General features: G+C 63.8%; 12 protein-coding genes, 1 tRNA gene and 1 riboswitch. Of the genes, 8 read left to right on the top strand and 5 right to left on the bottom strand.

Annotated features, from left to right (window positions below; all coding sequences use genetic code 11):
- Positions 1-94 precede the first annotated feature (94 nt).
- Positions 95-2,347 carry a TonB-dependent hemoglobin/transferrin/lactoferrin family receptor gene (locus AB4118_RS21215; protein ID WP_441491609.1) on the bottom strand — a complete coding sequence of 751 codons (2,253 nt, stop codon included), beginning with the start codon at positions 2,345-2,347 and terminating at the stop codon, positions 95-97.
- Positions 2,348-2,645: 298 nt separating this feature from the next.
- A riboswitch (cobalamin riboswitch) is annotated at positions 2,646-2,870 on the top strand.
- A 109-nt stretch (positions 2,871-2,979) separates the two neighbouring features.
- Here AB4118_RS21215 and metE point away from each other — a divergent pair.
- From metE to AB4118_RS21190, 5 genes are all read left to right on the top strand, one after another.
- The gene (gene metE / locus AB4118_RS21210; RefSeq protein WP_441491608.1) at positions 2,980-5,328 is read left to right on the top strand and encodes a 5-methyltetrahydropteroyltriglutamate--homocysteine S-methyltransferase; all 2,349 of its coding nucleotides are present in this window, start codon (positions 2,980-2,982) and stop codon (positions 5,326-5,328) included.
- 231 nt (positions 5,329-5,559) lie between these two features.
- A complete protein-coding gene (locus AB4118_RS21205; RefSeq protein WP_441491607.1) occupies positions 5,560-5,952 on the top strand; it encodes a hypothetical protein in 393 nt (130 codons plus the stop codon).
- 351 nt (positions 5,953-6,303) lie between these two features.
- Positions 6,304-6,822 (top strand): YcnI family copper-binding membrane protein, encoded by a 519-nt coding sequence (locus AB4118_RS21200; RefSeq protein ID WP_441479111.1) that lies wholly within the window; start codon positions 6,304-6,306, stop codon positions 6,820-6,822.
- A gap of 45 nt (positions 6,823-6,867) precedes the next feature.
- Positions 6,868-8,457, top strand: a complete 1,590-nt coding sequence (locus tag AB4118_RS21195) for a copper resistance CopC/CopD family protein (protein ID WP_441491606.1) — start codon at positions 6,868-6,870, stop codon at positions 8,455-8,457.
- On the top strand, positions 8,454-9,254 hold the full coding sequence (locus tag AB4118_RS21190) for a DJ-1/PfpI family protein (protein WP_441491605.1): 801 nt from the start codon (positions 8,454-8,456) through the stop codon (positions 9,252-9,254). The genes AB4118_RS21195 and AB4118_RS21190 overlap by 4 nt, the downstream gene beginning before the upstream one ends.
- Before the next feature lie 164 nt (positions 9,255-9,418).
- Here the strand turns inward: AB4118_RS21190 and fdhD are convergent, their stop codons facing one another.
- On the bottom strand, positions 9,419-10,216 hold the full coding sequence (fdhD, locus tag AB4118_RS21185; protein WP_441491604.1) for a formate dehydrogenase accessory sulfurtransferase FdhD: 798 nt from the start codon (positions 10,214-10,216) through the stop codon (positions 9,419-9,421).
- 304 nt (positions 10,217-10,520) lie between these two features.
- On the opposite strand from fdhD, the gene AB4118_RS21180 reads away from it, so the two are divergent.
- Genes AB4118_RS21180 through selD form a run of 3 tightly spaced genes read left to right on the top strand, consistent with a single transcriptional unit; the run spans position 10,521 to position 13,348 of the window.
- Positions 10,521-11,141, top strand: coding sequence for a TlpA family protein disulfide reductase (locus AB4118_RS21180; RefSeq protein WP_441491603.1), 621 nt, complete (start codon positions 10,521-10,523; stop codon positions 11,139-11,141).
- A complete protein-coding gene (locus tag AB4118_RS21175) occupies positions 11,138-12,238 on the top strand; it encodes a transglutaminase-like domain-containing protein (RefSeq protein ID WP_441491602.1) in 1,101 nt (366 codons plus the stop codon). Before AB4118_RS21180 ends, AB4118_RS21175 begins: the two co-directional genes overlap by 4 nt.
- Positions 12,239-12,280: 42 nt before the next feature.
- On the top strand, positions 12,281-13,348 hold the full coding sequence (selD, locus tag AB4118_RS21170) for a selenide, water dikinase SelD (protein WP_441491601.1): 1,068 nt from the start codon (positions 12,281-12,283) through the stop codon (positions 13,346-13,348).
- 90 nt (positions 13,349-13,438) lie between these two features.
- Here selD and AB4118_RS21165 read toward each other — a convergent pair whose 3' ends face one another.
- The 3 genes from AB4118_RS21165 to AB4118_RS21155 form a co-directional block, all read right to left on the bottom strand.
- The gene (locus AB4118_RS21165) at positions 13,439-13,819 is read right to left on the bottom strand and encodes a hypothetical protein (RefSeq protein WP_441491600.1); all 381 of its coding nucleotides are present in this window, start codon (positions 13,817-13,819) and stop codon (positions 13,439-13,441) included.
- Entirely contained in the window at positions 13,806-14,276 is a 471-nt protein-coding gene (locus AB4118_RS21160) for a hypothetical protein (RefSeq protein WP_441491599.1), read from the bottom strand. Before AB4118_RS21160 ends, AB4118_RS21165 begins: the two co-directional genes overlap by 14 nt.
- A gap of 15 nt (positions 14,277-14,291) precedes the next feature.
- Positions 14,292-14,387, bottom strand: a tRNA-Sec gene (locus AB4118_RS21155).
- Positions 14,388-14,462 lie beyond the last annotated feature (75 nt).

Raw genomic sequence — 14,462 nt, 5'->3', positions numbered from 1 at the left:
CGACGCTCCGGGGTCTCGCTCGGAGCGTCGCGTGACCAACCGCGCTTGTCACAGCCGCGGCCCGTCAATCGGGTGGCGCTAGGTCCGCTGCGTCTCAGAACTCGACCGAGGCTGCGAGCTTGAAGGTGCGGCCAGCCGCGGTCTGCAGTTCGAGCGGGTTGGTCGCGGCGACTGCGGCCGAAGCCGGAACCTTGTCGAAATTATAGACGTTCGAGAAATAGCGGCGGTCGAAGATGTTCTGCACGCCGCCGCGGACGGTGATGTACGAGGTCGGCTTCCAGTTCAGGAAGGCATCGAACACGGTGTAGCCCGCCGGCTTGAAGATGGTCGGCGCGCTGGCGCGGGTGACGCCCGCCCCGAAGGTTCCGATGACCTCGGCCTCCAGCCCATATTCGGGCATCAGGTATTTCAGTCCGGCGACAGCAGTAAACGGGGTGATCGAGTTATACGGCGTGGTCAATGCGCCAGCATCGGCTTTTTGCGTGCCGTATTGGTAGCTCAACGCGACATTGGCGAGCCAGCGCTCGTGGAATTTCCACTCGGCCGATGCCTCGATACCGGAAATCTTGACGCTCGAGAGGTTGCGATAGGTCAGATCGGTCGAACCGAGGATCGGCGCGAAGTTCTGAATGAAGTCCTTGTAATCGGCGTGGAAGACGCCGACCGAGAACCAGCCATTGTCGAAGCGGCCGCGGATGCCGGCTTCGTAGGACGTGACGCTCTCGGGCTTGAGATCCGGGTTCGGGATCAGGTTCTGGGTGCCCATCGGCAGCGACGTATAGAGCTGCTGCGCGGTCGGCATCTTGAAGCCCTGGGCGTAGCGGGCATAGAGCGAATAGGTCTCGTCGAGCTTGAAGATCGTGCCGACCTGCGGGATCAGCTTATGCGAGTCGATCTCGCGCGGAGCCTTGCCCGGCACGATGACGTAGCCTGGCCCAATGCTCGGGTCGATCTTGTAATTGGCGTAACGGACGCCCGGCGTGATCGTCCAGCGACCGTTCAGCAATTCGATTTCGTCCTGCAGATAGAAATCGTAGCGCGTCGTCGTCGCGTTGGCGAAGTTGAAGCCGCCTGCAATCGTCGTGGTGGTGACGCCGGTCGACATGTTCCGGACGTCGTCGCGACGCTCATAATCGGTCTTGGTGACGTCGCCCTGGAACCCGTAGGTCAGCCTGTGGAAGCTCGAGCCGAGCGCGAAGCTCGACTTGGCCTGGATGTCGAGCTGGGAGAATTGTTCGGAATAGTCGAGGAAGCCGCGGGTGAAACGCTGCTGGTTGTTGGTCTGCGTCTGGTAGCGATTATTGGTGACCTCACGCTTCTGTGGCGAGAACGATGCCTGCCAGCGGATCGAGTCGAGGAAGCTCGTGCCGACATCCCATTGATGCTCGAAGGCGATGCGCTGGCGTGACTTCACTTCATCTCGGATATAGGGTCCGTTGCGGAGACCAGACGCCAAGACATTGTAGTCCCAGAGCTGATTTACCTTTGAGCTGTTGTTGAAATACTCTCCGGTCAGCTTGAACGTATGGTCTGTCGTCGGCGAGAAGACGATCTTGCCGAAGGCGTTCCAAACCGTGCTGTCGAGCGGGTTCAGCGTGTCGCAGCCGAGATAGCGCAGGCTCGGCACGGGGCAGCCCCAGCGGCCGCCATCGGCCCGGGCACGGCTGAGTTTGGCCTCCTCCGCCGTCTTCTGGCTCAGGCCGACAATGGCCTCGAGGGCAGGGGTGAGCCTGAAGGCCGCAATGCCGGTCTTGGTGAAGGAGCGGTCGAAACTGTCATACCCGGCATCGAGACGTACGGCATACGGCTTGTCCTTGCCTTTCAGCAGGTCCTGGGGATCGAGCGTACGATAGGCGACGATGCCGCCCAGAGCATCGGCGCCCCAGAGCACGGAGCCCGGGCCACGCACGATCTCGACGCTCTTCAGGAAGGGCATCTCGACAAAGTTGCGATTGCCATCAGTGATGCGCTCGATCACACGCGATCCATCGACCTGCATCTGGACGCGGTTGCCGCCGACCCCCCGGATCGTGAAGCCATCGAGGTTGCCGAACGGGTCGGTGCCGCTGGTGAGGCGGTTGACGCTGACGCCCGGCTGGTAGCGGACGAGGTCCTGCATGTCGCGCGTCATGCGCTCGTCGAGTTCCTGCCGTGAGATAACGTTCACGACGCCGGGAACATCGAGAACCTGCTTTTCACCGCGTGTCGCCGTGACCGTAATCTGGTCGAGCGTGAACGCCGGTGACGCACTGCCGCCATCTGCGATCGCTTGAGAGTAACAAATCGTGCTTTGAAGGATTGTAAAAAGGAAAGCGGCTGAAAAATATAGTTTTGATTTTTTCTTCATTGGAAGGCCCCAGTCCATTTGCGGGTGGATGTAGTCCGCTGGTACTAGGATTCGCAATTGTAAATTTGACACAGTGTTTTCTGATGTAATTTTGTAGCGTGAAGTACATTTGAAATCTATAATAGATATAGATTCTAATTATTCTACTTTAGCAATTGCGCGGGAACTGCTTGCCCCGCATCGCCTGCGCGCGACCACGGAACATCCCGCCGTCGGGAGCAGCGTCAGTCGGCGCAGATAGCGACATGGAGACATAAAGATGTCTTTATATTCCCATTGACTGCGGCGAGCATTTGGACCTAGGTTGGGGTGTCGTGGTTCTCCGGGTCTGTTTGCCCGGAGCTAAGAGGGAAGCCGGTGCGTCGAGGTCGCTATTGACCTGGGCAAGGCCGGCGCTGCCCCCGCAACTGTAAGCGGTGAGCCGCTGTCCAAGATGTGTCACTGAGGCCGGCAAGGTCTCGGGAAGGCCGGACAGCAGCGATGACCCGTGAGCCAGGAGACCTGCCTCGACGAACTGAACGTCCTCGGGCGGGGTGTCCCGGTGGAGCGCTTTGCGATTGCGCAGGCTCTTCGCCGGCGGAATCCTGGACGCGTCCGCTTTGGCCTTTGCTCCCAACTTCTGGGGTAAGCCTATGTCATCTTCACTTCCTGTCGCGACCCTTGGGACGCCGCGCATTGGTCCGCGCCGCGAACTCAAACTCGCTCTCGAAAGCTATTGGTCGGGCAAGTCGACCGAAAGGGACCTGCTCGACACCGCCGCCGCATTGCGCGCCGCCAACTGGGCCCGCCAGAAGGCACGCGGTGTCACCGTCATCCCGTCGAACGACTTTTCGTTCTACGATCAGGTGCTGGACACCAGCGTGATGGTCGGCGCGATTCCCGAGATCTATGGCTGGAAGGGTGGTCCGGTCGGGCTGGCGACCTATTTCGCCATGGCGCGAGGTGCGCAAAGCGAGACCGAGCCGCACACCTCCTGCGGCCATGCCCACCACGACCACGAGCATTCCCACGGCGCCCCGGCGCAGGAAATGACCAAGTGGTTCGACACCAACTACCACTACATGGTGCCGGAATTCGCGACCGGACAGCGCTTCGCACTGTCCTCGCTCAAGGCGGTCGACGAGTATCGTGAGGCCAAGTCACTCGGCTACGACACCCGCCCCGTTCTGCTTGGGCCGGTCACCTATCTGAAGCTCGGCAAGAGCAAGGACGCCAGCCTCGATCCGCTCTCGCTGCTCGGCGAGTTGCTGCCGGTCTATATCGATGTGCTGCGCCGCCTTTCCGCCAATGGTGCCGAATGGGTCCAGATCGACGAGCCTTGTCTGGTGCTCGATCTCGACGAGGCCGCCCGCGACGCCCTGCGCCGGACCTATGCCACCATCGCCCATGCCCTGCCGCAGCTGAAGATCATGCTGACGACCTATTTCGGTGGTCTCGGCGACAATCTCGACACGGCGGTCACGCTGCCTGTCGCAGGCCTTCATCTCGACCTCGTGCGCGCTCCCGCGCAGCTCGAGGAGGTGCTGACCAAGGCGCCGCGCGGGCTCGTGCTGTCGCTCGGCATGATCGATGGCCGCAACATCTGGCGGGCCAACCTGCCGGCGCTGCTCGACCGGCTCGAGCCGGTTGTCGCCAGGCGCGGCACCGACCATGTCCAGATCGCGCCCTCCTGCTCGCTGCTGCACACGCCGATCGATCTCGATCTCGAAACCGATCTCGATTCCGACCTGAAGAGCTGGCTCGCCTTCTCCGTGCAGAAGATGGGCGAACTCTCGGTGCTGGGCAAAGCCCTGGCGGGTGGCCGCGACAGCGTCGGGGATGCCCTGGACGCTTCGGCGGCCGCAGCGGCGGCCCGAAAGGCCTCGCCGAAAGTCCACGATGCCGCAGTGGCTGCGCGTGTCGCGGCGGTGACGCCCAGCATGACGGACCGCAAGAGCCCCTTCGCAGCCCGAGCGAAATTGCAGCGCGAACGCTTCAACCTGCCAGCCTTCCCGACGACAACGATCGGCTCCTTTCCGCAGACCGCCGAGGTCCGCAAGGCCCGCTCGGCTCATGCCAAGGGCCTGATCAGCGATGCCGACTATGAGCAATTCCTGCGTGAGGAGACGGAGCGCACGGTGCGCTGGCAGGAGGAGATTGGCCTCGACGTGCTCGTCCATGGCGAGTTCGAGCGCAACGACATGGTGCAGTATTTTGGCGAGCAGCTCGCCGGCTTCGCCTTCACCAAACATGGCTGGGTCCAGAGCTACGGCTCGCGCTGTGTGCGGCCGCCGATCCTGTTCGGCGACGTCTCGCGGCCGCAGCCGATGACGGTCGGCTGGTGGACCTATTCGCAGTCGCTGACGATGAGGCCGATGAAGGGCATGCTGACCGGGCCCGTTACGATCCTGAACTGGTCTTTCATCCGCGACGACATCCCGCGCAGTGCCTCCTGCCGCCAGATCGCGCTGGCGATCCGCGACGAGGTCATCGATTTGGAGAAGGCAGGTGCCGCGATGATCCAGATCGACGAGGCGGCGCTGCGCGAGGGGCTGCCGCTGCGCAAGAGCGAGTGGAAGGGCTATCTGGACTGGGCGGTGGGCAGCTTCAGGCTCTGTGCCTCGGGCGTCACCGACGCAACCCAGGTGCACACCCATATGTGCTACTCGGAGTTCAACGACATCATCGACGCGATCGCCGCGATGGACGCCGATGTGATCTCGATCGAGACCTCGCGGTCGAAGATGGAATTGCTCGACGCCTTCAAGACCTATCGCTACCCCAACGAGATCGGTCCCGGCGTCTATGACATCCACTCGCCGCGGGTGCCCGAGGTGGGCGAGATGACGAGCCTGATGAAGCTCGCTCGCCTCCAGCTCGCAGACGAACAGCTCTGGATCAACCCCGATTGCGGCCTGAAGACCCGCAAATGGGAGGAGGTCAGGCCTGCTCTCGTCAATATGGTTGAAGCCGCGCGGCACGTCCGGGCAGCCGCTCGCTGAGCGCCTGAGGCTCGTCGCGGCGGCGCAGGATGCCGCCGCGACGTCGCCGTCAAGCCGGCATCGCCTCTCGAAGCTTCTTGGCGGGGCGGGGATCTCTGCACGGGGGGACCGAGGGGACTGCGCATGCAGCTCCATGCCGTACTGTCTTGCGTGAGGTGCCCGACGCTCGTTTGCGCCTTGGCAATTGACGCGGCCAACAGCAGTGCTATCCAAACGTCAGGAGGGCAGCCCTTGTCCGCGTGGCGCCAGAGAGCAGAATCGAGCCGTTGGGTCGCGGTCGCCGTGGCCTATCTGCTCGTGCTCCAGATGGTCCTGACAGGGCTCGCGTCGGGTGCCAATGCTGCGAGCATCGCTCTCGATCGCACTCTGGCCATAACGTTTTGCTCGCCGGGGGCTTCTTCGCCGGGTGACACGACCGACCGCGGCACGGCGCAGCATGATCTGATGAGCGGCTGCGCGCTCGGTTGCTCTCATCCCGCCCACGCGGATGTGCCGTCAGCAATCGACTATCTGCCAGTTGTCTACCGGATCGTCGACCTGAACGCCTTCATCCGGCATCTCGACGCGCCTCACGGCTTTGTCGCCGGCCGATCGCCCGCCAATCCCCGCGCACCGCCGGTCTGAGACCTGAGCAAGCCGCCATGCGTTCGCGCATGTAGGGCCGCTCTGTTGCGCGACCTCGGCTTCAAGGCCGATTTGCCCGCCATCCCCAGCAGATGCGCACCAGATTCTGATCCGAGCATTCGGCGCGATGTCTGCCCGGCACGCAAATGAAGCGCGGGGGCTCGCGCCTGCGATGCCTCGGCTCACCATGCCAACGGTTCCTTTGCCGATCGCAATCTGACCGGGGCCGCATGTCGGGATCGCCATCACCGGCCGGCACTCACCGTCCGATGACCACACTCAACGGCATCGAGCGTCATGGGCTCTCACGAGCCCGTCGCAGAACCGCCCTCACAGACCAAGGATTACGCCATGAAGACCCATCTCCTTGCAGCGATGTTCGTCACTCTGGGAACAACCGGTGCGCTCGCTCATATTACCCTCGAAACGCAGCAGGCTCCGGTCGGCTCGACCTACAAGGCCGTGTTGCGCGTGCCCCATGGTTGCAAGGGCGCGGCAACAACGAAGGTCCGCGTCCGGATTCCCGAGGGCGTGATCGCGGTCAAGCCGATGCCCAAGCCCGGCTGGACACTGGAAACGGTGAAGGGCCCCTATGGCAAGGCTTTCGACTACTACGGCACACCGACTTCGGAAGGCGTGAAGGAAGTGGTCTGGAGCGGCGGCAGGCTGCTTGACGAGCACTATGACGAGTTCGTGCTGCGCGGTTATCTGACCTCCGACCTCAAGGCCGACACCGTCCTCTACGTACCGGTCGTCCAGGAGTGCGAGGGCGGCACAGTCGAACGCTGGATCGAGATCCCGACTGAGGGCAAGAGCGCGGACGACTACAAGTATCCGGCTCCCGGTCTGAAGCTCACCCCGAAAAAGTAAACCGCGCAAGTGGCCGGGCTTCGCGCCCGGCTGCTGGGAGTTGCCATGCGCTGGCCCCTTCGCCTCGCCTTCGTCCTGACCTGCGCCTTGGCTGTCGCCACGGCAATAACCGGACGCGCCTTCGCTCATGCCGCGCTGATCGCCGCCTCGCCGGCGGACGGCGCGGTCGTGACCAACGCCCCTGCGGTGTTGACACTGAGCTTCAGTGAACCGGTGTCGCCGCTCATCCTGAAGCTGATCGGACCAGACAGCGCGTCCCGCACACTCGATCGGTTCGTGCTGAAGGACAGGACGCTGATGATCGAAGCGCCCGCCGAACTGTCAGCCGGAACGCATGTTCTGAGCTGGCGCGTCATTTCCGAGGATGGGCACCCGGTTGGTGGGGCGGTGGTCTTCTCAGTCGGTGCGCCCAGCGGCCAGTCGCCAACTCCTGAGACACGGACTGATCCTGCTGTGCGGGCTACCCTATGGCTGGGAAAGGTAGGGCTCTATCTGGGCTTGCTCATGGGGCTCGGCGGGGCAGCCTTTGCGACCTGGGTTGGTCCCTTGCCTCGCGATGCCCGGCGACCGCTCGGATTGTTCATCCTGCTCGGATCTGCCGCCTTGCCGCTGGCACTCGCCGCGCAAGGGCTCGATATCCTGGATCGCTCGCTCGGCAGCCTGGGCGAAGCGGACGTCTGGAGCGCCGCGGCCGCCAGCAGCTTTGGCCGCACGGCGCTGGCTGCAGCCGTCGCATTTCTGCTCGGAATGGCCTCCCTGGCGGTACGCGGCCGCATGGGGCCGGTCTTCGCTGGAGCAGCCCTCCTGACTGTAGGGGTGGCGCTCGCCGCGAGTGGCCATGCCAGCGCGGCCAGCCCGCAGTGGTTGATGCGGAGTGCAGTCTTTGTTCACGCCGTCAGCGTCTCCGCCTGGGCAGGAGCCTTGGTGCCTCTGTTCTTCGCTCTGCGGGAGCCCGACGCAATTGCCGTGCTGCGCCAGTTCTCGCGTTGGATACCTGTCGTTGTTGGCTTGACCCTGCTCAGCGGTGGCATCCTGGCGGTGGTTCAGCTCGAACAGCCAGGCACACTGATCTCGACCGGCTATGGCTGGGTTCTGCTGATCAAGCTCGCCTGGGTTGCAATCCTGCTGGGCCTGGCCGCCATCAACCGCTACCGCCTCACGCCCCATGTCCGGTCTCGAACGGGCATCGCCGCCAAGACGATGCGGCGCATGATCGCGGCCGAAACCTTGCTGGTGTTCCTTGTCCTTGGCACCGTTGCGACCTGGCGCTTCACGCCGCCGCCGCGGGCACTTCTCGATGCGGGAGCGCCGCCTGCATCGATCCACATTCACACGGCCAAGGCGATGGCGGACATCCGCATCTCGCCTGGACGTGCGGGGCCGGCCTCCATTTCGATTTCACTGCTCGACGGAGAGTTTGGACCGCTCACGGTCAAGGAGGTTCGCTGCGTGATGTCGAACCCGTCGGCCGGGGTCGAACCGATCGAGCGTCAGGCCGTCCGGTCGAGCGACGGCGCCTGGCATGTCGACAGCCTCGTCATTCCCATCGGTGGTCGGTGGACCATCGAACTCGAAATCCTGGTCTCCGATTTCGAGATGATCCGCCTCGGTGAGACCGTGGAGATCAAGCCATGACGAATGACATGACGCGCCGGGACCTGACAGCACTGGCCGCGACAGGGGCGCTCTCGGGCTTGTTCGGACATGTGCGCGCGGCCGAGGCACAACCTGCGGCAACGGGTGCCGCGCCGATGCGCGTCGCGATGCTTGTCCACCCGGATATGGTTCTGCTCGATCTCGTCGGTCCGCTGACGGTGTTCTCGCTTCTGCAGGCTGAAACTCATCTGGTCTGGAAGGGCAGGGCAGCCGTCACCAGCGATGTGAAACTGCCGGTTGCGCCAACGGCGACATTCTCCGAATGCCCCCGCGATCTCGACGTCCTGTTCGTCCCCGGCGGGTTGAAGGGCAGTGTCGCCTTGATGGGGGATAGCGAGGTGCTGGGCTTCCTCGCCGAACGCGGCGCGCAAGCTCGTTATGTCACAAGCGTCTGCACCGGCTCTCTGCTGCTCGGAGCCGCGGGACTGTTGAAGGGCTATCGGGCGACCTCGCACTGGTATGTCCGGGATCTGCTGCCTGTGATGGGCGCAAAGCTCCAGACTGATCGCGTCGTGATTGATCGCAACCGGATGACTGGCGGAGGTGTGACGGCCGGACTGGATTTCGGATTGACGCTCGCTGCTGCGCTCGTGGGTGAGGAAACCGCACGCCGCATCCAGCTCGTCCTTGAATACGACCCGCAACCGCCCTTCGATTCAGGCGCGCCTGAGCGTGCGGACAAGACGAATATCCAAGATGTCCTCGCGCGCCGGTCACCGCTGATTGCAATGGCGAAGGCACAGGCCGAACAGGCGAGGTCACGCCTCGCGCTCTGAAGCACCGGCGCGAATTCCATGATCGAGGACGAACCGCTTGCGTCACGTCCCCGGCAACAAGCGCACCACATCATCGGACCGGACATCGTGTCTGGTCCGATGATCTAACCTTGTGTTTGCATCGCCTTTCCCGAAAGCCGCAATCTACATTTCGGGCCAATGCTTTAGGTCCGCGATATGCGAGCGGGATGGGTGAATATCTCGAAGCCGTCGCCGCGTGCGATCCCGATCAGCGTCATTCCGGCATCGGCTGCCGTCCGTATGGCCAGCGCCGAGGGAGCGGAGACGGCAGCGAGAATTGGTAGTCGAGCGATGGCAGCTTTCTGAACCATCTCGACCGAGATGCGGCTGGTGAGGACACCGATGCCGGTCTCGGCCTCGCGCTTCTGGCGGGCGAGTGCCCCGACCAGCTTGTCGAGGGCATTGTGCCTGCCCACGTCTTCGCGCAGGACAGCAAGGCCTTGGTGGCGCTCCCAGAGAGCGGCAGCATGCACTGCGTGCGTCTGACGATTCAGCGTTTGCTGGCCCGAGATCGATTGAACCGCCATCATGATCTCCTCAGGAGAGAAATTCAGGCCGAGCGGAACCGAATCCAGAGGCCGTATCGCCTCGGAGAGCTGCTCGATGCCGCACAAGCCGCAGCCGGTCGGTCCTGCCAGATAGCGACGGCGATGCTGGAGCTTCTCCGCAGGCGCATCAGCGAGCCAGATTTGCAACTCGATGCCGATCTCCTGCTCGATGATCGCAAGCGAGTGGATTTCATCCAGCGAGGTGATGATACCTTCGGTCAGGCTGAACCCGATCGCGAAATCCTCGAGATCATCGGGTGTCGCCATCATCACGGCGTAAGATGATCCGTTATAGGTGATCGCGATCGCAGATTCTTCCGGCACGGCGCGGCTGCTCGGAGCAAGGCCGCCATTTCGCCAGACCGTCGATTCTACCCGGAGGTGGCTCTCCATATCGATCGTCCTGCTGCGCCGACCGGAGATCGGACCGTCGCCTGCGAAAAATGGCACAGACCCACTGCCGTTGCGAGCGCCGCTGAGGAGGCATGGCGCGCTTCGTCCGAACAAGACGGAGAAGCGCGGGTGGGCTCGGCGCCCCAATGAAGCGCAGCGAGCGCTGGTCTGTATGTGACAGCGAAGCCGGAGCTCTCGTGGCACGGGCGCCTTCCAATCCGGACAGACCCTGGGTGCGCACTCATCATGTGCCGCGGCGAAAGTCGAAATTGACCTTGCTGGAGCATCTGGGACAAGATGAGGCGTGGTTACGGTCACGGCTCCCGAGTTTCGGGGCGCTCATCGACTGAATGCCGGACAAGGGCGCTCCTGGCGGGTGCTGTTGATCGCCTCGTCGCTGGTGCTCGCCAGCACGTCGAGCTTGGCCGAAGAGCTCAAGCCTTGGTTTGCCGAAACCACCCCAACACTCGTTCTCGACCGCCTCGACGGCGCTCGTATCGATCTGGCGGAGCTGCCCGGCGGTCCCGTGATCGTCCATTTCTTCGCGACATGGTGCGCCCCCTGCATCGAGGAGATGGCCTCGCTGAACGCACTCGCGGCTCAGCAGCCGGTCCAGCTCACGATCCTCGCCGTCGATGTCGGCGAGGTCGACGCCCGGGTCAGGACCTTCTTCCGCGAGCGCCCGGTTTCATTCCCCATCCTGCTGGACCGCGACCGCAGCGCGATGAAGGCCTGGCATGTTGAGGGATTGCCGACGAGCTTCGTGCTCGATCGCGACCTGAGCCCGGCCTTCAAGGCCGAAGGGCCGCTCGATTGGACGGGCCCGGCCGTCATCCCCGTGCTGACGCGACTGTCGCAGCGCAAGAACGGGACGCCGGCGGAACAGACGATCGATGGAAGCCAGAGCAGGGAGGAGATCCGATGATTACGCGTCGTGACATGCTGAAAACCGGTGCCGTGGTCGCAGCTGCGGGGTTTGTGGCTCCGCACCACGTCCTCGCCCAGGACGCTGTCTTTGCGCCTACGCCCGGTGCCTGGCGCAATTTCGAGGTGCTGACCCGGCTCGAATTGCCGGCGAAGGGCAGGGCACAGGTCTGGATTCCGCTGCCGTCAGTGCAGGAGGGCGAATGGATCAGGTTGGGTAAAAACGCCTGGCAGAGTAACGCTGCCTCGGCGGAGGTCGTCAGTGATCCCAAATATGGCGCGCAGTTGCTGCATGTTGTCTTCAAGGATGGGGAGGCAGCGCCCATTATCGAGATTCGCAGCAGCTTTTCGCTGCGCGACCGGGCCGCAGATCTCGGCGCAAGATCCCAGGCGCCAATGCTGAGCGCGGCCGAGCGCAGGCTTTATCTCGAGGCGACCGAGTTGATGCCCACCGACGGCATCGTCAAGGAGACTGCCGAGAAGGCGATTGCCGGCAAGGCGAGCGACCTCGACAAGGCCCGGGCGATCTACGAATGGGTTGTCGTGAACACGTTCCGTGACGCGAAGACACGCGGTTGCGGTACCGGCGACGTCGCCTCGATGCTGCGCACCGGCAATCTTGGCGGCAAATGCGCCGATCTGAACGCACTCTATGTCGCGCTGGTACGTGCCGCGGGCATCCCGGCCCGCGACATCTACGGTATTCGCGTCGCGCCTTCGAAGTTCGGCTATGCTAGCCTCGGTGCCGGTTCCGCGACCATCACCAAGGCGCAGCATTGCCGAGCCGAGGTCTGGCTCGATGGCTATGGTTGGGTCGCAACCGATCCCGCCGATGTGCGCAAGGTCGTCCTGGAGGAGCCGCCAGGGAACAATGCAATCGACACGCCCAAGGTGGTGGCCGCGCGAAAGACGCTGTTCGGCGCCTGGGAGGGCAACTGGCTCGGCTACAACATGGCTCATGACCTGGAATTGCCGGGCTCGCGCCACAAGGTGGCATTCCTGATGTATCCGCAGGCCGAAATCGCTGGCGCGTTGCTCGACTGTCTCGATGCCGACACGTTCAAGTACACGATCAAGTCGGCCGAGATCACGGCTTAGTCGGCGAGGCGAATGGGGCGCTGCTCTTCTGGAGACTGGACCATGAGCGACACGATCGACCTTGACACTCCCGCTCCCCCCCGCCTGACCAGCCTGGCACATGGCGGCGGCTGTGGCTGCAAGCTGGCGCCCTCGGTCCTGCAGCAACTGCTTGCGGACCACCCTGCGGCAGGGCCTTACCGTCAGCTTCTCGTCGGCACGGAGACCGGCGACGATGCGGCGGTCTGGCAGATCGACGATGAGACCTGCGTCGTCGCGACGACGGATTTCTTCATGCCGATGGTCGACGATCCGCATGATTTCGGCCGGATCGCGGCGACCAATGCGATCTCGGATGTCTATGCCATGGGCGGCAAGCCGATCATGGCCTTGGCAATCCTCGGCATGCCCCTCGACAAGCTGCCGATCGAGACGACGCGCGAGATCCTGAAGGGCGGCGCCTCGATCTGCGCCCAGGCCGGCATTCCGGTCGCGGGCGGGCACTCCATCGATGCACCCGAGCCGATCTACGGACTTGCAGTGATCGGCCTGTTGAAGCTGCCGAACCTGCGCAGGAACAGCGGTGCGCGGCCGGGCGATGCGCTGATCCTGACCAAGGCATTGGGCGTAGGGATCTATTCGGCGGCCTTCAAGAAGGAGTTGCTGCCAAAGGCCGCCTATGACGAGATGATCGCCTCGACCACCCTGCTCAACCGCGTCGGCGCCGAACTGGCAGGGGATGGCGACGTCCATGCGATCACCGACGTCACCGGCTTCGGCATTCTCGGGCACGGGCTGGAGATGGCGCGCGGCTCGGGCGCGACCTTGCGGCTCCGCTTGGCTGAATTGCCCTTCCTCTCGCAGGCCGAGCAACTGGCACGCGACGGGCGCGTGACCGGTGCTTCGCACCGCAACTGGGCGAGCTATGGCGAGGGCGTCGCGCTACCGGCCGGACTGCCGGACTGGCAGCGCCATTTGCTCACCGATCCGCAGACCTCGGGCGGCCTCCTGGTCTCCTGTGCAGCAGGGAGGGCAGACGAGATTCTGTCCATGGTGAAGGCGGCAGGATATCCCTCCGCCCGCATCGTCGGAACAGTCGAGGCCGGCCCTGCGCGGGTGATCGTCAGCTAGATCATCGGACCGGATCTCGCATCCGCTCCGATGATCTGACCTTCCGCGTTTGCATCGGCCTTCCCGCAAACCGCAATTCGGGCCGTTTCCCTAGGTTTCGTCGACCCGCATCCGGCGCCCCCAGACGTCGAAAAGCTCGCCGTGGTTCAGGACCAGCCGGTCGCGCTCCAATCCGTCTTCCAGCGAGCGCAAACGCGTGCGGGCGAGCGCGTCGTCGAGTGGGCCGCCCTTCTCTGCGCGGGTCGGAAAAAACGCGACGGCATCCCAGCTCACGCCGGCGCTGCGAAACATCAGGATGATGTCGCCCCAGTCGATCTCGTCGCCGATGACATGGACATAGGTGGAGCGCAGAGGCTCGACCTTCGGCTCGGCAATGCGGACCAGCACGATCAACGCCGTGAACGGACCCTTTCGGAACGCTTTGGCGAGCCAGGCGTCGAAATCGGTACCCAGCCCTTTAGAAGTCGACACGCGGGGTCTCCGGCATATAGCGCTCGAACAGAGCATAGAACTCCGTGCCGGTCTCCTCCCGGTACCAGTCCTCGAAGGCGAGCAGGGCGGCCTGCGAACCCCGACCGGGCGGCCCCTCGCTTGCGCTCATCTCGTCCTGTATCGCCTCGAAGACCGGCATCAGCCTGTCGAGGACGAGCGCCTGCCGCGGACCGATCTCGTCCCAGCCGAGCCCACTGGCGACGATGAACCTGGCGCGCGCAGTCGCCTTGTCGGGATCCTCTGCCTCGGCGATGGCTTTGGTCGAGCTGCGCATCAGGTTGAGCCTGCGGAAGGCGTTGGCGCGTTCCCGGGCGAGCACCTCGATCCGCGTGGCCGCCTCGCGACGATACGCGTCCTCGGCCCGCCGGGCAGCTTCAGCCGCTTCCTCGAAGACCGCGATCAGGTTGAGGTCCGGCGCGTCTGTGTCTTCGGTCATGGCGCCTCAGTGAGCTGGCGGAAGAGAATGGGAGTCGAACCCACCAGAGACCGTCTGACGGCCCCTCCCGAATTTGAAGTCCGGACGCCCCACCGGGGACGCTTCTCCTCCATTCGACGCATCAACCGTCAGCGGACCGAACAGGTCGAGCCGCTGACGGTTGATGCGCCTGAGATCGCCGCGGCG

Origin of the sequence: Allobosea sp. 2RAB26 (genome assembly GCF_052115465.1) — a bacterium.
Lineage (GTDB): Bacteria > Pseudomonadota > Alphaproteobacteria > Rhizobiales > Beijerinckiaceae > Allobosea.
This window is presented reverse-complemented; position numbering and strand designations above follow the sequence as displayed.